Below are 20083 nucleotides of genomic sequence, written 5' to 3'. Positions count from 1 at the left end.
CCCATGAAAATCTTAAAACACCAGGACTTACCTTTTAAAGCACCTTATCCGGTGGCCACTATTGGCAACTTCGACGGAGTGCATTTAGGGCATCAGGCCCTTTTTCGCGAAACCACCAAAAAGGCCCGCCAAAATGATGGGACAGCGATTGCCATTACCTTCCATCCCCATCCATTGCAGGTGTTACGCCCTGAAAAAACTATCAAACTAATATGCAGTTTGGAGCAAAAAATAAAACTTATTGAAAAAGCAGGGATTGACTGTCTGCTCTTGCTTGAATTCAACAAAGAGCTTGCCTCGTTAGAGGCCGAAGAATTCGTAGAAGACATCTTTGTTAAGGGTTTAGGCATAAAAGAACTCGTAGTGGGCTACGATTACCGCTTTGGTAAAAAGAGACGTGGCGACACTGAACTTTTAAAGGTCCTTGGCAAGCGGTTTGGTTTTGAGGTAACCGTTATCCCACCGCAAAAAGTAAACGGCCTTACGGTCTCCAGCACCCTTATTCGGGAACTCATTTCAGAAGGAGACGTAGCCCTTGCCGCCAAGCTCCTTGGAAGATATTACAAGCTTTGTGGCAAGGTGATCCCGGGGCATGGTCGAGGCAAACGCTTACTGGGCTTCCCTACTGCTAATCTGAAGCTCTCCAAAGAAAAACTCTTGCCCAAGACAGGCGTATATGCGGTTTATGTCCATTTTGATAGCAAAAGGCTACCTGGAGTCATGAATCTCGGTTTTAATCCAACCTTTGGCGATGGGTACCTTTCAGCAGAAGTACACATCTTTGATTTTGACGGAAATCTATACGACAAAAATATTTGCCTTTCTTTTGTATCGCGCCTGAGAGACGAAAAAAAATTCACCTCTCCTGAAGAACTTGCCGCCCAAATAAAAGAAGACTGCCGCAAAGCAAGAGAAGTATTAAAAGCCTAGAAACCCTCTTGACTTAGCTAAACAAATGTCTATCTCTCCTAAAAAAACAAGGAGGTAACACATATGGAACGCATCGATCGTTTAGCCCAAATAGTTGAAATGGCTAAACAAGGTAAAAAAATCAAAGCCAAAGTCACTTTGCTAAAGCGCCCAATAGTATTAAAAATCCATCCCGAAGCCCAAATACTTGAAGAAAAAGAAGCTTATATTCTAGGAGCTATTTTCGAATTCCAAGTAAATGGAAACACTTATAAAGTAGAAAGATTTTATGCCATGGGTTTTCCTACTGAAACAGTAGAAGAAGAACTCGCTAATAAAAATCTTGCTAATGCCTTACTAAAAGAAGACTATCAAAGACTAAAAGAAGCAGGAATAGAAATCGAAGAAAAGTATTTTGAATAGGGACTTTGCAAAATTACCAGGCGCAAAGGGGGATCCGTTCCTGTTTTTCGTTCCATAAAATGGGGGGCCTAAAAACAGACTTTAAGAAAGGGGGGTTAGCCCCCCTTTTTCTTTGGCTCATAAGAACAAAGTGGTTCCTCTGCCAGATAATCACCCGTAGCTTCATAAGCCCTGGCCCGGCATCCGCCACAAACTCTTATGTATTCGCAACGGCCGCACTTGCCTTTGTAAGCTTTGAAATTTCTCAGGTTTTCGAATATTTCTGAATACCACCAAACCTCAGGGAAGCTTTTTTCGCGTAAAGAGCCACAATTCAACTCTAAATAGCCGCAAGGTTGCACCAGGCCCCGGTGGGAAATAAAACAAAAACCCGTACCCGCCAAACAACCCCTGGTCAACGCATCAAGGCCAAAGGTTTCATAGGTTACCTCCTGGCCTTCTTCTCGGGCACGTTGCCGGAGTATACGGTAATAATGAGGCGCACACGTGGCCTTTAAATGGAAACCCTCAGGGACTCGTTTTCGCTGATCATAAAACCAATGCAGGACCTTTTCGTATTTTTCCGCGGTAAGGGCCTGTGAAGCCATATCTTTTCCGCGCCCAACAGGAACAAGAAGAAAGATATGATGCGCCACTGCACCGAGTTTGATGGTTAAGTCTAAAATTTTGGGAACTTCATCCACGTTAACTTCGGTGACCGTGGTGTTTATTTGGAAGGGAATGTCTGCCTCTTTTAAAAACTCTATTCCCCTAAGGGCCCCTTCAAAGGCGCCTGGTACTTTGCGAAAGTCGTCATGAGACTCTGGGGTTGCACCATCAAGGCTTATGGAAACCCGGGCAATGCCTGTTTCTTTCATTTTCTGGGCAATTTCTCTAGAAATCAGCACTCCATTAGTAGCCATAACAGGCCGAAAACCAAGGCGCGAAGCCTCTTTGGCTATCTCAAAGATGTCTGGCCGCAATAGCGGCTCACCACCTGTCAAAATAATAATGGGTGAGCCAACTTCTTTTATTTCCTTCAAAATACGAAAGCACTCTTCGGTAGTGAGTTCGTTTTCATAGGGGCCTTTACTGGCTGCTGCCCGGCAATGTACGCAATCAAGATTACAATGCCTTGTGAGTTCCCAAGCCACCAGCCTTGGGACGAATTTTTTGTCGTCTTGACCAGGATGTGCTTTGGGATGCATAATATTTCCTCCTTTTAAGACAAAAATACCACAAAAAAAACTCTCCAAAAGCCCAATAAATGTTTTATGTTTTAAGACGGGAGGAGGATTTTATGGATCGCAAACTATTAGAACAGCTGAAAAAGAAGGTCCAAGAAGAATTAGTCAAAAAAGAGATAGAAAGTCTCGAATATTGGCTTTTAGAACTTCAAAAAGTTTACGCCAAAAAGCACCAAAGCCTTCCAGAATTCAAAGCCGATATCAAAAATTTCATGGAAAGGATGAAAAATAGGATCCAAACCTTAAAAACCAAAGGTATCTAAAAAGCTAAGTCTTTTTGTTGGAACCAGTATTCTAAATAAGATCGTATTTCTTTAGCACAAGAAAGGGATAGGATTTCCTTAGCCAACTTTTGGCAATCTTCGTAACTTATTTGCCGAATAATGTTTTTAATAATGGGAATTGTTTGCGGGTTCATGCTAAGTTCGTCAAACCCCATTCCCACAAGCAAAGGCACACACAGGGGCTCTCCAGCCATCTCTCCACACATAGCCACTTTAATCCCTGTCTTTTTAGCAGCTTCAGCAACATGTTTGATAATGCGTAAAATGCCAGGATGAAGAGGTTCATAAAGGTGGGCAACCTGTTCGTTGCCCCGGTCAATGGCCAGGGCGTATTGAATGAGATCGTTGGTCCCGATGCTAAAAAAATCTACCTCTTTGGCAAGGATATCTGCAATGGCTGCGGCAGTGGGAACTTCGATCATCGCCCCGCACTCGGGAACGTCAACTTCAAGCCCTTCTTGGGACAATTCGTCTAAAACTTCAAATAAAACTTTTTTAGCCTCAAGGAGTTCGTTAAGGCCAGAAATCAAAGGAAACATAATTCTTATCTTTCCGTACACACTGGCCCGCAAAATAGCCCTGAGCTGCGTTCTAAAAAGTTCTATGTTTTTAAGACAAAGCCGGATAGCCCTTAAGCCCAGGGCCGGGTTAATTTCAGCTGGCAAATTAAGTTCCTTGGCAAACTTGTCTCCGCCAATATCAAGGGTGCGAAAGGTAACAATATTAGGCCTAATTCCTTCTATAACCTGGCGGTAATTGATAAATAATTCTTCTTCTGAGGGAAGGCCCTCTTTAGTAACGTAAAGATACTCTGTACGAAAAAGCCCTACCCCTTCTGCACCGAATTCCAACGCCATGGGGATCTCGTCCAATAACTCGAGGTTGGCCCTGACAAAGACCCTTCTTCCGTCAAGAGTTACCGCAGGCTCTTTTGCCAGATCAAGAAAACGTTCACGTTGAAGCTGACACTCAAGACGCCTGTCAATAAACTCTTCGATAACTTCCTGGGAAGGATTGACGATCACTTCCCCTGAGAGCCCATCTACGATTACCAAATCCCCTGGGGAGATCTCCTCGGTAACGCCTTTTACCGCTACCACCGCAGGGATCCCAAGACTTCTGGCCACAATGGCCGTGTGCGACGTGCGGCTACCTACTTCGGTAACAAAGGCCTGAGTGGTATCAGGTTTTAGGCGTGCTGTGTCCGCAGGGGAAAGATCATGTGCTATTACAATGGCTGGCTCTTCTATCTCAACGCTTTCGTTCTGGCCCTGAAGGGCCAAAATAACGCGTTCGATCAGGTGCTCAAGGTCATGAATCCTTTCCCTCAAGTAAAAATCCTTGAGCGAATCAAAAACCCGCTGATATTTCTTCAGGACTTTTCGTAAGGCCCACTCGGCATTCACATAGTGGCGTCTTATAAATTGTTCTGTGTCCCGTATAAGAGAAGGATCTTTGAGCATCAAAATATGAGCATCAATAATGGAAAGGGGTTGAACCATTTCAGGCGGGATATGCCTTTTTACTTCCTCAAGGTCTTTTATAGTAGTGGCCAGGGCTCGGTGGAGCCTGTCTATTTCTTTTTCAACTTGCGAGGGAGTCAAAATGCGGCGGGAAATTTTGACATTGCCAGTCAACAGGAGATAAGCAGGGCCAATGGCTACCCCTGGAGAAACCCCTATCCCTTGAAGACGTTTCATAGGTTCTCTGAAGTCAATAGTTTCGCTATTTCTTCTACTGCTAGGCTCGCTTCCTCTCCTTCGGCCCATATTTCAACCTTTGATCCCTTTGTACAGGCAAGCGCTAAAACATCTAGAATGCTTGCGGCATCAGCTGTTTGCGAACCTTTCTTCAAAATCACCCTCGCATTGAAACGTTGGGTAAGCTCAGCTAACTTGGCCGCAGGGCGCGCATGAAGCCCTAAATTATTCTGGATAATTATACTCCGTTTAACCATGTTACGAAATAGTTACATTTTCTGGATAAAGCGGCGAAGAAAAGTCCTCAGGAGTTAGGTTAGGATAGACCGTAACGCCTGGAGATAGCCTGAGCTCATCGGGAAGGACGGTGCGACTGCCAATAACCGTAATTTCCTCCCTTCCCCCTACAACTGCCCTTTCGCCGATAACCACTTCGGTATCACAAATTACCCGTTCAAGCTTGGCTCCCTTTTTCACTACCGTGTTGTAAAAAAGTATTGATTCTGAAACTGAAGCACCTTCTTCTATTACCACCCCAGGAAAAAGGACTGAACGATTCACCTCGCCTTCGATGCGAGAACCATTGTAAAAAAGGCTATCACAAATAGCTGCACGCGATCCCAAAATAGTTGGCTTGCGATCACGTACGTCTCGGTGAGCAAGGTTAGTGCAAATCTGCCAGCGTTTTAAGTCTATCTTTGGCTTAGCTCCCAAAAGGTCCATGTGTGTTTGCCAAAACTCCTGAACAGTCCTGGTATAGCCCCAATAGCCCCTAAAAATAAAGCCATACATACGATAGCTACCTATCATCTTGGGTAAAATGTCTCTGCCAAATTCATGAGAGGGTTCTTTGGCATTGGCAAGCAAGACTTCTTCAAGGACTTCTGGACGAAAAGCATAAATGGTAAGCGACGCCAAGTTAGAAACAGGAGGGGAGACTTTTTCCTGGTAATCTTTAAGAGGGCCTCCAAAGGGCGAAGTCTCTTCCACTACACCCTGGCCAAACCGGTGAGCTTCTTTTGCGGCTACCGGGGTAAAGGCAACGGTGACATCTGCGTTATTTTCGCGATGAAAAGAAAGAAGCGGACGATAATCCATTTGATAAACATGGTCTCCAGAAAGAATCAAAACGACCTCGGGCGACCAGCGCTTAATAAACTCAAGGTTCTGATAAACCGCGTCAGCAGTACCTTTGTACCAATCAGCAGCTTTATGGCCATGAAATGGGGGCAAAATGTAAACGCCGCGCCTGCGGCCGCACATATCCCACGGGATACCGTAGTCAAGATGATTCATCAGGGAGTAGGGACGATATTGCGAAAGCACGCCTACTAACATGATACCTGAGCGCATAAGGTTGGTCATAGGAAAGTCAATGATGCGGTAAACACCTCCAAAGGGAAGCGAAGCCTTGGGACGAAAAAAAGTCAAAACAGAGAGCTCATCAACACGCCCCCCGGCAAGCACCATGGCCAAGACTGGGACTTTTTTGGTGGTCATTCGGTTACCTCTTCCTGGACATTTTCAAAAGAAGCTGTCTCTGTGGCGTCTTCTTTTTCTTTAAAAGCCTGGGGCCCTTTGGTTTCAAGCTCTTCTTCAAAACCTTCTACCAATTCGTCGTATTCGTCTCCGAGCTCATCGCCAAACTCTGCCCCAAATTTATCTATTAGTCTTTTCATGCTTTTAGGGTCATCTTCGTCAAAAGCACCTAAAAGGGCAGGGTCTGCCATTTTTTCAAGACGTGAATCAAGAGAAATGCGCACCCTTACACGAGAGATAAGCTTTTCTACTTGTTTGGCCCCACAATGTTTGCAAAAAGGCTCAAAAGTTTCGCGATTAAGCACGAGATGGTCACTTATCTTGCCACACTTTAGACAGCGGTATTCATAGATAGGCATATGCCCCTCTCATTACTTGCGAAAATGCTTTTCAAGCATACGAATAAGACTTCTCGTAGTGAACTGGTGACCATTGTTGTTGATATTTTCAAGGGGCACCTCAGCCCGGGCCTTTTCACGATGGCCACCAGCAAAGCCTATCTTACCAAAGACCCGCTGCGCTAGTTTCCCGGCATCTTTACGATAGCCATCACATCTAATAATCACCACTAGCCGATCCCTGTATTCCCCAGAAACGAAGACCCAGCCGATTTCATGGACATGGTTTAAAAAGTCAGCAATCACCACCAAAATATCAGGATTAGGGACCTTTCCGATGTGGGTAAAGAGCCGCTGTTTGCGTACTTTTACCTCTTCTAAGGCCTTGCGAAAATACCTAAGCTCTGAGCGTCTAATATCAGAGGCTTCGATTTTGTGAAGAAGGTGGCGGTTCATGCGCTTGAAAAGGTACTGAAAACACAACACATCTTGCAGGGTGCACTCTTTTTCAAAGTTGCTTGTGTCTGTTTTGATGCCATAAATCAGGGCGGTAGCAAGGGTAACTGCGGGCTTTATCTTAAGGGTCCGCAAATACTCAGTCATCATAGAGGATACCGCCCCATACTCCGGCCTAATATCAATAAAGGGTGCGTCCCAGCCGTTTGTTACCGGATGATGGTCAATAACAACGTCAAAATTAAACCTCAAAAACTCTTTGTTATGAGGGGGCTGAGAATCAATCAGGACTTTTTTGTTGTATTCACCTGTTTTAACCTGACGCAGCTTAACTAGAGGGATCTTGAGGTGCTGGATCATGGCAATGTTGTTGAGGCGCCGGATTTCATTGACATGGGCAATGGTAACATCTGAAACGCGCTGCCGAATAAGGCGTTTCATCGCAAGGGCACTTGCAATAGCATCCGGATCCGCCCATATCAAAATAAGAACCCGGTCTTCCTTCTTGAACTGAGAAAGAAGCGTACGAACCCTTTCTTTATTTGACTTAAATTTAACTATCCTGGGTTCAATTTCTTCATTTATTTGGCTTTGCGACGATTTATTGGCAGGCATATCAAACGTAAAGCCGTATAGGCCTGGTTTCCTCCTGATATTCGTCAATTCCTTTATCTAATTCTTGCAAAAGGGCATTAATTTCGCCGTTTACCAGCAACTCACGCACCATGTTTGTCCCAACTATAATGTCAAAAGGAAGTTTTTGCCATTCGTATTCATAAGGTGGAGTTCTAAAGGCAAACTCTTCGTGTTCTTTCAAAATTTCGCCAAGTATTGCCAAGACGGCTTTAACTGGCTCAAAACAAGATATATCATTAACCATTAATCTCAATCCCTGGCAAAGCCTTCCAGCCCATTTATCAAACCAGGGAATAAAAGAAGTTTTTTGTATAAAAAGTCCTGGAATCTTTCTAAGGTTTTCCACAATCTTAGTATTTAGCCAAGGAGCCCCTAAAAGCTCAAAAGGAGTGGTAGTTCCCCTCCCTTCAGAAAGATTAGTTCCTTCCAGTAAAACCATACCTGGATAAAGAAGTGCTGTTTGAAAAGTGGGCATGTTGGGTGAAGGTGGTATCCACGGAAGGCCAGTTTCGGGAAAAAGCATATTTCGTTTCCAACCCTCAAGGGGTATCACACGAAGAGAAACATCAACCCCTAGGATATGTTTAAAATAAAGGGCCAGTTCTCCGATGGTTAGCCCGTGGCGCAACGGGATCCTGGCCATACCCACAAAGGAAAAAAACTCTTCCTGAAGAAGAGGTCCCTCTATTTTACCTCCAATGGGATTGGGCCTATCCAGAACCACCACTTCTACATCTGCTTTGGCGCAGGCCTTCATGGTAAGGAAAAGGGTCCAAATGTAGGTGTAAACCCGCACGCCAACATCTTGTAAGTCAACAAGAAGGACGTCGATTTCTGCAAGATGGCTAGGCTCTGGCGCAAGCCTAGGCCCATAAAGACTCACCAAAGGGAGACCGGTCTCGGTGTGCAAGGTATCGGCTGAAGAAACCATATTTGCCTGCTTTTCAGCTGCAAAACCATGTTGAGGAGCAAAGAGAAGGCGCAAATTTTTGCCAAGAATGTCTTTCAAGACACTGGGAGCAGAAGAAAAATCAGGCAAAACAGAAGCTTGATGACACAACAACCCCACACGGCGTTTTGCAATATCAGGGGGTATATTTTGGACTAATTTGGCAAGCCCGGTGAGGACCATGATAAGAAAGGCCGCCTGCAGGCGGCCTTTTATTGACTAGTCTATTTCTGGAGGAGGAAGATACTCTGATTCCTTAGCAGCAGCTTCTTTGATTTCGTCAACCTTCTGGAGCACTGCTTCAATAACCTCAGGACCAAGGGATTTCTTCTCTACGATCTGGTTGAAAAGCTCCCTCATGAAAGCCACCGGCAAGTCGGTAATAGCACCACGGGAGTCTACCCGTGCGGTGTCAAACTCCTGCAAAATCTTATTCTTAAGCTCTTCGTTTACCGGAACTTCGATAAGACGAAGCTCCCCTCCGAACATGTATTTTATATTTTCCTCTAAACCGGTTCCCCGGATTTTTTCCATCCGGTTATCGTCTAAAAGCACGACAATGAAATATTCACCCATTTTCGACCTCCTTTAAAGGTTTATGTTCTTAAAGATCTTCGAGATCTACTTCAAGTTCTTTTTCCTTGTTGACCACGTATTTTTCGTTGCAGAACGGATAGCCGAAGTGCTTCCACCATTTAACGATTACTTTGTAAACCTCAGGACGCATGATAATGCTAGGAGGCTGAACACCTTCTGCTACCATGCCGCGCAAGAAGCTTCCAGAGAGTTTTTCGCGCTTGTGACCACAGGTCTCAGAGTAAGCCATTTCTTTACAGGTCGGGCAGTAAGAGAACTCACGCATATTCTGAGGCCTAATATCAAGGCCGTAAGGCACGTCAGTTGGAGGAGCAGGGAAACCAAAGCTTGGGATACCCTTGGTCCAGAGGATCTGGGTTGCCCACTTGTCGTAGTATTCACCAACAGCGGCGTGGTCACGCCCGAACATGTGGTGCGTGCAGCCCATGTTCTGACGGATGATACCGTGGAGCAAGGACTCAAGCGGGTTACCATAGCGCATATCCCAAAGAACGATAGTGGGCAGATGACGCTCAGGCTTGATATAGCCACCCTTGTTAACCGCCTCGTGGCCCTCTACGATGGCTTCGTCAGGATAGTCACCACGGCGCTTAACACCGATGACGGCATTAACAAGGATACCATGGCAGGGCTCCACGTCGCCGGTGAAAGCCGCACACTTCATCAAGAACTCGTGGCCAACGTGAGGCACGTTACGGGTCTGGTGGTTAATAACCGTGCGCCAGCCACGACGATCGAATTCTTCACGGCTCTTGCGAGGCGGGAACCAGAAACGATCAAAAGGAGGCCTCATCTTGGGCTCGTTGATGATGGTGTATTTACCTGCAAGCACTACCGGCTGAAGGCTGCGATAGATAACCCAACCGGGGTGTTTTTTGTTAAAAGGCTCTTTGACTACTTCGGGGTTGCGCTCAGGGGTACCAAAGGTGAGGTGCGCAAGTTCTTCAGGATTGTCAATACGCCATACTTCTTCGATATCAAGAATAGCAAAAGGCTTGCCTTTTAGGTTGAGGACAAGACGATCACCCGCACCAACACCAAGTTTCTTGTAATCTTCTTCGCTGATATCAAAAACCAGCGGATAAGGGAAAATCCATTCGTTCAAAAGACGACGTTCTTTAAGAATTCTTTCTACCTCGGCCTGCTTCATGGAGCCCTCAACAGGGCTAAAGAAACCGTAACAAATAGACATGATTTCACGGTACACGTTGCGTACCGGTACCCCTGTCTCATAGTGAAGGGTAGGCTTAATGTCGTAAGAGGGACAGCCCTTAATCATCTTTTTGGCAGCTTCTTTGTCAGTGACTACCCTCTCTACTAATCTGCCTCCATGAGGCAAGGGACGTTGAATCAAAAACCTCGACATCGGACACCTCCTTAAAAATTTGTGGTTGCCAACCTATATCGCTTTGATATCAAGTTAAGTGCTTTTATACCTGAACTTACAAAATTGAAAAACTTAGTTTCATCAATTTAAAAGAAAATAGGCGAACATTTTAAAAAATTTTTTTGGTTTTCTTGATATTCCTTGGGAAATTAGAAAAAGACTGTTAAAAGCCTTTTATAGCTGAGCTTCAACACCACAAAGTAATAAAAAACTTTGCTAGCAATGAAGCTTGAGCTATCTTTGCTTAGAAGCTTTAGGGAGGCTGCTTTATGACCATTATGGAAGATTCTTTGCCCACAGAGGCTTTAGGTATCAAACTGATGATAGGAGAGCCCATCCAGAAAGATTTTTTCTACGTGTATCACGGTCATATTATCCATTCAGAAGGAGGAGCCCAAACAATCTACGTTATGGATCATCCCTTCTGGGGACGAATTCTTTTCTTAAACGGCACCTTACAATTCACAACGCGTGATGAGTTTATTTATCATGAGGCCCTCATCCACATTCCCGTACAGGCCAGGCCCGAAGGAACCATTAAAAAAGTACTCATTTGCGGTGGCGGAGATTTCGGGGCCGCCCGTGAACTCCTTAAGTACCACGATATCGAAGAGGTCATCATTGCCGATATCGACCCTCATGTTCCAGAAATCGTAAAAGAATATTTCCCTGGACTCCTTCCTAAAGAAGATCCAAGACTCAAACTTTTGGTAACAGACGCTTATAAGCTGGTAGAAGAAATGGTCGCGCAAGGAAAACAGTTTGATCTAATTATTATTGACTCTACCGACCCTGATATTTCCCCTGAAGGGCAAACCATAGAACTCTCGCATTCCCTTTTCAGCCAGGAGTTTCATGAACTCCTTAAAAAGCTTGCCCCCAATGGTCTTATAGTCCAGCAAGCCGCAACTCCTTTTACTATGAAAAACGTCCTCGCCTGGACTTACCAGACTTTTGTCGCGGTCTATGGCAAAGAAGACGTTTATTGCTACCGTGCTGATATACCTTCTTTTGGTGGGGACAACGCTTATATTTTGCGGTGTCCGGGAGATTCACCTGTTGAACCCAAAAGAGATGAAATAGAAAACACCAAATACTACACCCATGAGGTCCACCGGGCTTCGTTTGCATTACCTAAATTCTGGCAGGAGGCGTTGAAGTAAGATGTCTGTTTCAGTACTAGGAATTCTAGGCTCTCCGCATCAATTTGGCGGAACCGGCCAGCTTTTGCGTTGTGCTTTAAAAGGTGCTCTTTTAGAAGGTGCAAAGACTGATCTTACCTGTCTTTACGATGGAGAGATAACTCCTTGTAAGGGCTGTATCCAGGAAGAAGAACCTAATTGCAAATTTCCTTGTATTTTTGACGACTTTGGCAAAGAGGTGCTCATAAAGATACACCAGGCTGACGTAATTATTTTCGGCACCCCTATTTATTGGTACGCCCCTTCAGGGGTTATGAAAAACCTCATTGACCGCATGACCTGCCTTGAAAACATGGTGGCTTATGGAGAACCAAGTTACATGGAAGGCAAGGTAGTAGGCGCCATAACCGTGGGGGCCGATGCCGGGCTTACCATGGCAGGGGGGTATCTTCTTACGGTGCTTAATGCCATGGGTGCTATCGTGCCGCCCTGGGCCCACGCATACTCTCGCAACGCGGACAAAGCTATATATGACGACCGCGCGGTGATGGATGCTATTAACGTTGGTTTGCTGGCATGTGGCCTGGCAGCAAGGCTTAAAGGTCTTTCTGGAACCCTTACTTACCAGGACAACAAAAACCTGCTTGAAAAAATTCGTACCAAAATTTTAGCAGAAAAGGAGGTGTACGAAAGAGAACATGGAGAGACCAACCTCTGAGAACCCTGTACTTGAAGCCATTTACGCCCGCAGAAGCGTTAGGGACTATACCGAAGAAGAAATCCCCCGTAAGACTATTTATGAGATCATCAGGGCAGGTACCTGGGCGCCATCTGGTTTAAACAACCAGCCATGGCGCTTTGTAATCGTTGCAGACCAGGATTTACGTGAAAAGCTGGCAGAGCTTACCCGCTATGGGGAAATTATCAAAAGGGCTCCGGTAGTTATAGCGGTCTTCGTTGACAAAGATGCCATGTATCACGAAGTAAAAGACCACCAGGCTATGGGCGCCTGTATTCAAAATATGCTCCTGGCTGCCCATGCCTTGGGCCTCGGAGCAGTGTGGCTTGGTGAAATTCTAAAAAATGCGGATCAAGTACGAAATATCCTTGGCCTGCCTGAAAACTTAGAACTTATGGCAGTGGTCGCCATTGGCCATCCTAAAAGGCGTGACCAAAAAAGTTCGCGTAAACCAATTGAAGAAGTAATTATCAAGGAGTGCTGGTAATTTTGAAAAAATTCGCTCTTCTGGTGCTGACCATATTTTTCCTGCTAAAAGCATCTTATGCCCTGGCCCTATCTTTGGAAAATGTGAGCTTAAGCACTGAAGCCAATTATCTGGTATGTTCATGGGAATTAAAAGACATACCCATCGAAAAACTCGATGAAACCCTGCACCACGGCATCCCGGTGCGTTTACAATTTGAAATTATTATCGAAAAAATTAGACGCTTCTGGTGGGATGAGACCCTTCTTCATCATCTAGTTTTACGCGAAATTTATTACGATGCGGTCAAAAACGTTTATAACGTTCAGTTCGTAGGAATAAGCAGTGCCCCCAGGGCTTTTTCCTCTCTTGAAGAAGCCTTAAATGTAGCCGCTTGTGCCCAAAATCTACCCCTCTTACCCGCAAACCTCATTGAACCCGGGGCTTTCTATCGTCTGAAGATAAAAGCCACCATTATTCAAAGAATCTCCCCCAATCTTCCTTCTCGTGTCTTACGTATAATTTTCAAAGGCGGTAAAATTGAATCAGACTGGAAAATAATTCGATTCAGATTTTCTAATTAGCCTATAATGCCTCTTCTAAAAGAACAAGAAAGACGTAAAAGGCGCCGCGAATTAATCATTGCCTTTTTTGCCTTCGTTTTGCTTGGGATTCTTTCTCTGGTTGAGATTAAGACCTTCCGCGAACTGCCTTCAAGCGAGGTCAACTTATTGGCCTATATCCTGCTTCAAGTGAATGCCATTTTGCTACTGGTTGTAGGCTTCCTGGTGGTACGAAACCTCCTTAAGTTATTTTTTGATTCCCCTAGAGGACGCTTTGCCGAACGATTGCGAACCCGTATTGCCATTGCCTTTATTTTTCTGGCCCTAATTCCCACTATCTTTCTTTTCCTGGTATCTTTTAAGTTCATTGAAACAAGCCTTGATTTTTGGTTCAGCAGTAATCTTGACCGCAGCTTACAAGAAGCCCTTTTTGAAGCCCAATCCATCTACCAGGAAAAAGAACGTGAGCTTGCTGTTAAAGCAGAAAATTTTATAAATGGGTACCTTGAGAAGACCGACCGCTTGAGAGCCAAAAATCTTCGTTACTGGCGCAAACATCTAAATCTCGACTCTCTGGAAGTTTATGCTCCCTCGGGAAAACTACTTAAAGCCTCATACCGGTACCAAATAGCAGCGGGCATCGGTGTTCCCCCGAGTATTTTGGCCAAAGTTTTTGAAGAAGAAAGCGCCACCAGCGAAATAACACGCCTTAAAGACAAGGTCTTGTTAAGGGTTTTTATCCCTGCCTCTTATCACAAACAAAAAGTCGCCGTTGCTTGCGGGGTCTTTCTTGATCCAAGCATAGAAAAACTTATAAACGAAGTAGGAAAAGGCATTGAAACTTACCAACAACTCAAGTTCTTCAAGGATCCGCTCAAATCTTCGCTAATTCTAATTTTGCTCCTGATAACTCTCCTAACGATATTTGTAGCAATTTGGTTTGGTATGCGTTTTGCCAAAAGACTAACTGAACCGGTACACGCCCTGGCCGAGGCCACCCAGCAAATTGCAGAAGGAAACTTCGACGTCTCACTTCCTGAAGAAAGTGCCGACGAAGTAGGGCAACTTGTAAGAGCCTTCAGACGCATGACCCAGGAACTCAAAGAGTATCGCCAAAAGGTAGAAGAAACCACGGCAGCGCTCCACGAAACCAACAAAGAGCTCATGCGGCGCACTTGGTATCTGGAAACCGTGCTGGCAAACATCACTGCCGGGGTGATAGCGCTTGATAACCAAGGGAAAATAACCATCATTAATCGCATGGCGGCTAAACTCCTTGGAGCACATCCTTCGCGCTTAATTGGCCACCAAATAGAAAAACTGCTTCCAGAAGAATATTTTGAAATCGCCCAAGAAATGCTTGCCCAGGCCAAGAGCTCACCTCAAAAGATCGTCCAGCGCCCTTTAAGGGTAGAGATTGGCGGAAAAGCCTTGACCCTGCTGGTTACGATCACACTGCTTGAATCAAACGCTGGCGAGAACCTGGGCTATCTCTGTCTGCTTGAGGATATCACCGAAAAAGAGCGCATCCAGCGCCTGGCAGCCTGGCGAGAGGTAGCCCGTCGCATTGCCCATGAGGTCAAAAACCCTCTGACCCCTATTCAGCTTTCTGCCCAACGCTTGCGCCGCCGTCTAAAGGATAAACTTCCCAAAGGAGAGCAAGAAATACTTGAGCGCTGTACCACTACCATTGAAAAACAAGTGGACGAACTAAAGCACCTGGTGAACGAATTTTCTACCTTCGCACGCCTTCCCTCCCTTAAAGCTGAAAAAGGAGACCTAAGTCTCATTGTAAAAGAAGTGGTTGACCTTTATCGTGATGGGCATCCAGGAATCCTTTTTCAGGTGGAAACAAGTGGCGACACCGAGGCACTTTTTGACAGAGAACAAATGAAGCGGGTATTTTTAAACCTCTTTGATAATGCCATCCGTGCTATGCCTAACGGCGGGACCATAACGGTAAAAGTGTGTGGGGAAAACGGCTCAGTGCATATTGAAGTAAAAGATACTGGTGAAGGGATTCCAACTGAAATCCGCGGAAGGATTTTTGAGCCATATTTTTCCGCCAACGGCGGAAGCGGCCTTGGCCTTGCCATCGTAAATTCCATTATACAGGAACACCGTGGCAAAATATGGATAGAAGATAATCATCCCTCAGGGGCAAAATTCGTTATCGAAATACCTAAAGGCTTATGAACGAAAAAATTCTGGTTATAGACGACGAAGAATCTATCCTGGCTAGTCTTGCTGACATTTTAGAAGACGAAGGGTATCAGGTAATAACCGCAAAAACAGCCCAAAATGGCCTTGAAGAAATCAAAAAAGACACCCCTGACTTGCTTATCCTTGATGTCTGGTTACCAGATCTTGACGGGCTTAAACTTTTAAAAAGCCTGCGTAAAGATTATCCAGAGCTTCCTGTTATCGTCATATCAGGCCACGGGACCGTTGAAACAGCGGTCAGGGCGATAAAGCTCGGTGCTTTTGATTTTCTAGAAAAACCTCTTTCTTACGACAGGGTAGTTGTTACCGTTGCCAACGCCTTAAAATTCCGTGCCTTAAAGCAGGAATACATCTCCCTTAAAAAAAGCCTTTCCGGCCCAAGAATCACTGGAAAAAGCCAGGCCATCAGGCAACTCCAGGAAGCCTTGGAAAAGGTAGCCCAAACAGACGCCACGGTGCTAATTACCGGAGAATCTGGTGTGGGCAAAGAAGTTGCAGCTCGCACGGTACATGCCCTTTCCCGTCGCAAAGACGGCCCTTTTGTGGCGGTGAATTGTGCTGCTATCCCAGAAGAGTTAATTGAATCAGAGCTATTTGGCCACGAGCGCGGGGCTTTTACCGGTGCGCTCTCTGCCAAAAAGGGCAAGTTCGACCTGGCTAACGGCGGAACAATTTTCCTCGATGAAATTGGCGATATGAGTCTTTCAGCCCAGGCCAAGGTGCTACGTGTTCTTCAGGAGAAGTGTTTTGAAAGGGTAGGAGGCACCAGGACTATTAATGTTGACGTACGCGTGATTGCGGCCACCAACAAAGACCTTAAAAAAGAAATAGCAGCAGGCAAGTTCCGTGAAGACCTTTATTATCGCTTAAACGTAGTCCCCATTCACATTCCTCCTTTAAGGGAACGCCCAGAAGACATCCCTCTTTTAGTAGAGGAATTTTTAGAAGAATTCGCCAAACATTCAGGCCTTGGGCGCAAAAAAATATCCGAAGAAGCCTTGGCCGCTCTTAAGCAATACCATTGGCCTGGGAATATTCGCGAATTGCGCAATCTTATTGAGCGGCTGGTTATCATGAGCCGCGGCAACATCATCACCCTTGACGACCTTCCCCAGGAATTCCAAAGGCCAAGCCAAACCCCGCCTCCTGAAGAGCCCTGGTTTAAATGTGATGATTTCAAAACAGCGCGCCATCTTTTCGAGCGGGAATTCTTAAGGCGTAAACTTGCGGAATACAATGGCAATATTTCCCAAACAGCAGAAGCCATAGGGCTTGAAAGAAGCTATCTTCACCGTAAACTCAAGAGCTTAGGCCTTGCAGGAGAAAATTAATGGCGCGTTCTTTTCGAGAAAGTCTCAATGACAAAGAAACGTTTACTTTTACTTACGAACTGGTCCCCGGGAGAAGCACACGCCTAAGACAGTTCGAAAGGATTATTAACTTTGCCCGAGCTGCCGCCGAAGACGGCCGCCTGCATGGCCTAACCATTACGGAAAATGCCGGCGGCCACCCGGCCCTTTCTCCGGCGGTGTTAGGAAGAGAAATCCTTGAAATCGGCCTTGAGCCCATTTTGCACTTCACCTGTAAAGACAAAAATCGCAACCAGATAGAAAGCTCTCTTTTTGCCCGAGACCGAGAAAGCCTGCACAACCTCCTGGTTATGACAGGAGACTTTCCCCGTTACGGCTTTATGGGAAAGGCCAAGCCAGTCTTTGACCTTGACGTAGTCCATCTTTTAAAGCTCATTACTGAAATGGAAAAAGGCATTGAGCTTCCCCCTGAAGCACCAGGGGGAGGTGTGAAGCTCCCTCCCATGCCCTTTTTCAAGGGATGCGTGGTGACCCCTTTTAAACGCTTTGAAGCAGAGCTTATGCCCCAGTACTACAAGCTTCACAAGAAAATCCGGGCAGGGGCACAATATGTTATCACCCAGGTTGGCTTTGACGCCCGTAAATTCCACGAACTCTTGCTTTACATGAAAGACGAAGGATTGAACGTACCGTTGATCGGGGGCGTGTTTGTGATGGATGTGCGCATGGCACGCCTCTTTAACAAAGGGATTATTCCCGGGATATACGTTACGAATGACTATCTGGCCCACATCGAAATAGAAAGCAAAAAAATAGGCGACCATTACAAGGCTGCCCTGCTTAGGGCCGCTAAACTTATCGCCATTTTGCGAGGGATAGGATACGACGGAGTCCATATTTGTGGTGCCAAAGTAAACTACGACGACATAGCCTTTTTATTAGACAAGGCTGAAGAGTTTTACCCTAGGTGGCAAGAATTTTTACCCGAATTTCATAATGCCCATCCTGATACCTTTTATCTTTATCGCAAAGACCCAACTACCGGCCTTAACACCAACGAACGGATTGAGACTGCTGAGTCAGCAAGGGCTCCTCTCATGTTTCATATTAATCTTAAAGTGCATGATCTTTTCTTCGAACCTGGCAAAGGGTTTTATAATCAGGCGGTTAAGTTTGCCCGAAAAATCTCAGGCACCCGTTATGAAAAATGGTTTACCAAGTTCGAGTACACGGCCAAAGAGTTGCTTTTTGATTGTCAGCGTTGTGGGGACTGCTTTTTAGGAGAAATGGCCTATCTTTGTCCTCAAAGAGGTTGCGCTAAAAACATCCTAAATGGCCCCTGTGGTGGTAGCCAAAACGGCTACTGTGAAGTATATCCCGACAAAATATGCCACTACGTAAAGGTTTATGAACGGCTAAAAGCTGTTGGCAAGCGACATCTATTGCGTGAAGAATTTGTCCCCCCCAGGGACTGGAGCCTTACCGGGACTTCTTCCTGGCTCAATTTCTGGCTTGGAAAAGACCATCACCGCCACAATAAGGCGGGAAAAAATCAAGAAAAAGACTCTCCTAAGTAGGCTTCGATAACGCGAGGATTTTGGCGCACGTGCGCAGGGGGGCCTTCGGCGATAATTTCGCCAAAAGCAAGGACGATCACCCGGTCACAAAGTTCCCAGATAAGCTCTACGTCATGGTCAACTATGAGAAGGCTCTGCCCCTTTGCTTTTAGTTTTTTCAAAAGGGAAACCAGTTCTTTGTTTTCCGTAGCAGAAAGCCCTGCTGCTGGCTCATCAAGAAGGAGTAGTTCGGGTTTAGCGGCAAGCGCCCGCGCAAGCACCACCCGACGCTGTTCCCCATAGGGCAACGTGTGGGAAGGGAATCCACTTTTATCCTTTAATCCGCAAAGCTCTAGGATATTAAACGCTTCTTCATGAAAGGCCGCTTCTTCTTTCCTGGCTAAAGACAGGGAAAATAAATCGTGCCAGAGACGGCGCTTAAGATGTCTGCTAAAACCAAGCAAGACGTTTTCCAAAACAGTAAGGTCTTTAAAGATTTGCACGTGCTGAAAAGTGCGTAAAACACCGAGACGAGCGACTTTTTCAGGCGAAAAACCGGTTATATCTTCGCCATTAAAGAGGATCTTCCCTGTATCAGGCCTAATAAACCCGGAGATTATGTTGATAATAGTAGTTTTCCCAGCACCGTTTGGCCCGATTAGCCCGAGGAATTCTCCTTTGGCCAGAGAAAAAGAAACGTCTTTTAGGGCCAAAACCCCGCGAAATTTTTTACTTAAGTTCTCTACTTTAAGAAGGGCTTTTTGCACTGCTTACTAACTAATTTTCCACAAATTCGTTAAAATCTGCAGTAAGAGACTTCATAGTGTTTAGTTTAGTTCTTGCCACAGACGGCGTAAAGTTTCAGTTTGTCTTTATGCCTAAAAACCCCGGATTAGTATGCCAAAAAAACTAAGTAGGAAAAATATCTCCTGCCTAAACACAGACTGATAGACTTATCTTGCCAGGCCCTATTCTATCTGAAACACAAAATACTAGAACAAGGCCGAAAAAACGGGCGGATCAGAAGAATAAAAGGCAACGGTACTTATGGATTAAAGCTAATAAATTGTGTTAAAGTAGAATTATCTTCTTTGGCAGGAGTTTTTATGCAGCCTGAAAAGCTTGAAAAGGACTATCGAGAATTTAAAACCCGGGTTTTGAGCGAACACGACCGCATAAAAATGGAACTCAGGTTTTTACGTGATGTTTCCTGGAATCTCGTCAAAGCAGTAGATGAAATGCGCGAAGAATTCCGGGCTGAGATGAAAGAAATGCGCGACGAGTTCCATGCTGAAATGAAAGAAATGCGTGACGAATTCCAGGCTGAGATGCGGGACATGCGTGATGAATTCCAGACTGAGATGAAAGAAATGCGCGAAGAATTCCGGGCTGAGATGAAAGAGATGCGCGAAGAATTCCAGACTGAGATGAAAGAAATGCGCGAAGAATTCCGGGCTGAGATGAAAGAGATGCGCGAAGAATTCCGGGCTGAGATGAAAGAAATGCGCGAAGAATTCCAGACTGAATTGAAAGAGATGCGTGATGAATTTCAAACTGAGATGAAAAAAATGCGCCAAAAATGGGGTGAGATTGCAGAGCGAATGGGCACCCTTGCAGAAGATATTTTTGCTCCTGGAGTT

At 45.4% G+C, this 20083-nt stretch carries 20 protein-coding genes and 1 pseudogene; 11 read left to right on the top strand and 10 right to left on the bottom strand.

All coding sequences use genetic code 11. The features are described from left to right. The first annotated feature begins 3 nt into the window (after positions 1-3). Complete coding sequence (locus H528_RS0108285) at positions 4-930, top strand: bifunctional riboflavin kinase/FAD synthetase (protein ID WP_022853853.1); 927 nt, start codon at positions 4-6, stop codon at positions 928-930. 63 nt (positions 931-993) lie between these two features. After that, a complete protein-coding gene (locus H528_RS0108280) occupies positions 994-1332 on the top strand; it encodes a hypothetical protein (protein WP_022853852.1) in 339 nt (112 codons plus the stop codon). 95 nt (positions 1333-1427) lie between these two features. Here the strand turns inward: H528_RS0108280 and ahbD are convergent, their stop codons facing one another. Then, positions 1428-2519 carry a heme b synthase gene (gene ahbD / locus H528_RS0108275; RefSeq protein WP_022853851.1) on the bottom strand — a complete coding sequence of 364 codons (1092 nt, stop codon included), beginning with the start codon at positions 2517-2519 and terminating at the stop codon, positions 1428-1430. 92 nt (positions 2520-2611) lie between these two features. On the opposite strand from ahbD, the gene H528_RS0108270 reads away from it, so the two are divergent. Next, positions 2612-2821: a hypothetical protein gene (locus H528_RS0108270; RefSeq protein ID WP_022853850.1), complete on the top strand. Its 210-nt coding sequence runs from the start codon at positions 2612-2614 to the stop codon at positions 2819-2821. Here the strand turns inward: H528_RS0108270 and ptsP are convergent. From ptsP to sat, 8 genes are read right to left on the bottom strand one after another with little or no spacing between them, the layout of a single operon-like run. Continuing rightward, the gene (gene ptsP / locus H528_RS13215) at positions 2818-4542 is read right to left on the bottom strand and encodes a phosphoenolpyruvate--protein phosphotransferase (RefSeq protein WP_022853849.1); all 1725 of its coding nucleotides are present in this window, start codon (positions 4540-4542) and stop codon (positions 2818-2820) included. The two genes, H528_RS0108270 and ptsP, sit on opposite strands and share 4 nt — an antisense overlap. After that, positions 4539-4799 carry an HPr family phosphocarrier protein gene (locus tag H528_RS0108260; protein ID WP_022853848.1) on the bottom strand — a complete coding sequence of 87 codons (261 nt, stop codon included), beginning with the start codon at positions 4797-4799 and terminating at the stop codon, positions 4539-4541. Before H528_RS0108260 ends, ptsP begins: the two co-directional genes overlap by 4 nt. Position 4800: 1 nt before the next feature. Beyond that, positions 4801-6042, bottom strand: a complete 1242-nt coding sequence (locus H528_RS0108255; RefSeq protein WP_022853847.1) for a glucose-1-phosphate adenylyltransferase family protein — start codon at positions 6040-6042, stop codon at positions 4801-4803. Further along, positions 6039-6440 (bottom strand): FmdB family zinc ribbon protein, encoded by a 402-nt coding sequence (locus H528_RS13210; RefSeq protein WP_022853846.1) that lies wholly within the window; start codon positions 6438-6440, stop codon positions 6039-6041. The genes H528_RS0108255 and H528_RS13210 overlap by 4 nt, the downstream gene beginning before the upstream one ends. Before the next feature lie 12 nt (positions 6441-6452). Then, positions 6453-7490 (bottom strand): DHH family phosphoesterase, encoded by a 1038-nt coding sequence (locus H528_RS0108245; protein WP_022853845.1) that lies wholly within the window; start codon positions 7488-7490, stop codon positions 6453-6455. 1 nt (position 7491) lies between these two features. Next, complete coding sequence (locus H528_RS0108240) at positions 7492-8643, bottom strand: exo-beta-N-acetylmuramidase NamZ family protein (RefSeq protein ID WP_022853844.1); 1152 nt, start codon at positions 8641-8643, stop codon at positions 7492-7494. A 36-nt stretch (positions 8644-8679) separates the two neighbouring features. Then, entirely contained in the window at positions 8680-9036 is a 357-nt protein-coding gene (locus H528_RS0108235) for a DUF6955 family protein (protein WP_022853843.1), read from the bottom strand. A gap of 28 nt (positions 9037-9064) precedes the next feature. After that, on the bottom strand, positions 9065-10423 hold the full coding sequence (sat, locus tag H528_RS0108230; protein ID WP_022853842.1) for a sulfate adenylyltransferase: 1359 nt from the start codon (positions 10421-10423) through the stop codon (positions 9065-9067). A 290-nt stretch (positions 10424-10713) separates the two neighbouring features. Between sat and H528_RS0108225 the strand changes: the two genes are divergently transcribed. Genes H528_RS0108225 through H528_RS13205 form a run of 7 tightly spaced genes read left to right on the top strand, consistent with a single transcriptional unit; the run spans position 10714 to position 18464 of the window. Then, positions 10714-11607: a spermine/spermidine synthase domain-containing protein gene (locus H528_RS0108225; RefSeq protein ID WP_022853841.1), complete on the top strand. Its 894-nt coding sequence runs from the start codon at positions 10714-10716 to the stop codon at positions 11605-11607. A gap of 1 nt (position 11608) precedes the next feature. Further along, a complete protein-coding gene (locus H528_RS0108220) occupies positions 11609-12304 on the top strand; it encodes a flavodoxin family protein (protein WP_022853840.1) in 696 nt (231 codons plus the stop codon). Further along, entirely contained in the window at positions 12285-12812 is a 528-nt protein-coding gene (locus tag H528_RS0108215; protein WP_022853839.1) for a nitroreductase family protein, read from the top strand. The genes H528_RS0108220 and H528_RS0108215 overlap by 20 nt, the downstream gene beginning before the upstream one ends. 2 nt (positions 12813-12814) lie before the next feature. Then, positions 12815-13375, top strand: coding sequence for a DUF4390 domain-containing protein (locus H528_RS0108210; protein WP_022853838.1), 561 nt, complete (start codon positions 12815-12817; stop codon positions 13373-13375). Positions 13376-13381: 6 nt separating this feature from the next. Then, on the top strand, positions 13382-15550 hold the full coding sequence (locus tag H528_RS0108205; RefSeq protein ID WP_022853837.1) for a sensor histidine kinase: 2169 nt from the start codon (positions 13382-13384) through the stop codon (positions 15548-15550). After that, positions 15547-16908, top strand: coding sequence for a sigma-54-dependent transcriptional regulator (locus H528_RS0108200; protein WP_022853836.1), 1362 nt, complete (start codon positions 15547-15549; stop codon positions 16906-16908). The genes H528_RS0108205 and H528_RS0108200 overlap by 4 nt, the downstream gene beginning before the upstream one ends. After that, complete coding sequence (locus H528_RS13205; protein ID WP_022853835.1) at positions 16908-18464, top strand: methylenetetrahydrofolate reductase C-terminal domain-containing protein; 1557 nt, start codon at positions 16908-16910, stop codon at positions 18462-18464. The genes H528_RS0108200 and H528_RS13205 overlap by 1 nt, the downstream gene beginning before the upstream one ends. Here the strand turns inward: H528_RS13205 and H528_RS0108190 are convergent. Beyond that, positions 18440-19210: an ABC transporter ATP-binding protein gene (locus tag H528_RS0108190; RefSeq protein ID WP_022853834.1), complete on the bottom strand. Its 771-nt coding sequence runs from the start codon at positions 19208-19210 to the stop codon at positions 18440-18442. The two genes, H528_RS13205 and H528_RS0108190, sit on opposite strands and share 25 nt — an antisense overlap. A gap of 339 nt (positions 19211-19549) precedes the next feature. Here H528_RS0108190 and H528_RS0108185 point away from each other — a divergent pair. Further along, positions 19550-20083, top strand: a pseudogene (locus tag H528_RS0108185) (hypothetical protein); the annotation flags it as partial.

This window comes from Thermodesulfatator atlanticus DSM 21156 (assembly GCF_000421585.1).
Classification (GTDB): domain Bacteria; phylum Desulfobacterota; class Thermodesulfobacteria; order Thermodesulfobacteriales; family Thermodesulfatatoraceae; genus Thermodesulfatator; species Thermodesulfatator atlanticus.
The sequence above is the reverse complement of the archived record's forward strand: the minus strand, read 5'-3'. Positions and strand labels throughout refer to the sequence as shown.

Excerpts from the sequence above, each read along its gene's own strand:
- H528_RS0108285 (WP_022853853.1), top strand. The coding sequence starts at position 4 with ATGAAAATCTTAAAACACCAGGACTTACCTTTTAAAGCACCTTATCCG.
- H528_RS0108280 (WP_022853852.1), top strand. The coding sequence starts at position 994 with ATGGAACGCATCGATCGTTTAGCCCAAATAGTTGAAATGGCTAAACAA.
- ahbD (WP_022853851.1), bottom strand. The coding sequence starts at position 2,519 with ATGCATCCCAAAGCACATCCTGGTCAAGACGACAAAAAATTCGTCCCA.
- H528_RS0108270 (WP_022853850.1), top strand. The coding sequence starts at position 2,612 with ATGGATCGCAAACTATTAGAACAGCTGAAAAAGAAGGTCCAAGAAGAA.
- ptsP (WP_022853849.1), bottom strand. The coding sequence starts at position 4,542 with ATGAAACGTCTTCAAGGGATAGGGGTTTCTCCAGGGGTAGCCATTGGC.
- H528_RS0108260 (WP_022853848.1), bottom strand. The coding sequence starts at position 4,799 with ATGGTTAAACGGAGTATAATTATCCAGAATAATTTAGGGCTTCATGCG.
- H528_RS0108255 (WP_022853847.1), bottom strand. The coding sequence starts at position 6,042 with ATGACCACCAAAAAAGTCCCAGTCTTGGCCATGGTGCTTGCCGGGGGG.
- H528_RS13210 (WP_022853846.1), bottom strand. The coding sequence starts at position 6,440 with ATGCCTATCTATGAATACCGCTGTCTAAAGTGTGGCAAGATAAGTGAC.
- H528_RS0108245 (WP_022853845.1), bottom strand. The coding sequence starts at position 7,490 with ATGCCTGCCAATAAATCGTCGCAAAGCCAAATAAATGAAGAAATTGAA.
- H528_RS0108240 (WP_022853844.1), bottom strand. The coding sequence starts at position 8,643 with ATGGTCCTCACCGGGCTTGCCAAATTAGTCCAAAATATACCCCCTGAT.
- H528_RS0108235 (WP_022853843.1), bottom strand. The coding sequence starts at position 9,036 with ATGGGTGAATATTTCATTGTCGTGCTTTTAGACGATAACCGGATGGAA.
- sat (WP_022853842.1), bottom strand. The coding sequence starts at position 10,423 with ATGTCGAGGTTTTTGATTCAACGTCCCTTGCCTCATGGAGGCAGATTA.
- H528_RS0108225 (WP_022853841.1), top strand. The coding sequence starts at position 10,714 with ATGACCATTATGGAAGATTCTTTGCCCACAGAGGCTTTAGGTATCAAA.
- H528_RS0108220 (WP_022853840.1), top strand. The coding sequence starts at position 11,609 with ATGTCTGTTTCAGTACTAGGAATTCTAGGCTCTCCGCATCAATTTGGC.
- H528_RS0108215 (WP_022853839.1), top strand. The coding sequence starts at position 12,285 with ATGGAGAGACCAACCTCTGAGAACCCTGTACTTGAAGCCATTTACGCC.
- H528_RS0108205 (WP_022853837.1), top strand. The coding sequence starts at position 13,382 with ATGCCTCTTCTAAAAGAACAAGAAAGACGTAAAAGGCGCCGCGAATTA.
- H528_RS0108200 (WP_022853836.1), top strand. The coding sequence starts at position 15,547 with ATGAACGAAAAAATTCTGGTTATAGACGACGAAGAATCTATCCTGGCT.
- H528_RS13205 (WP_022853835.1), top strand. The coding sequence starts at position 16,908 with ATGGCGCGTTCTTTTCGAGAAAGTCTCAATGACAAAGAAACGTTTACT.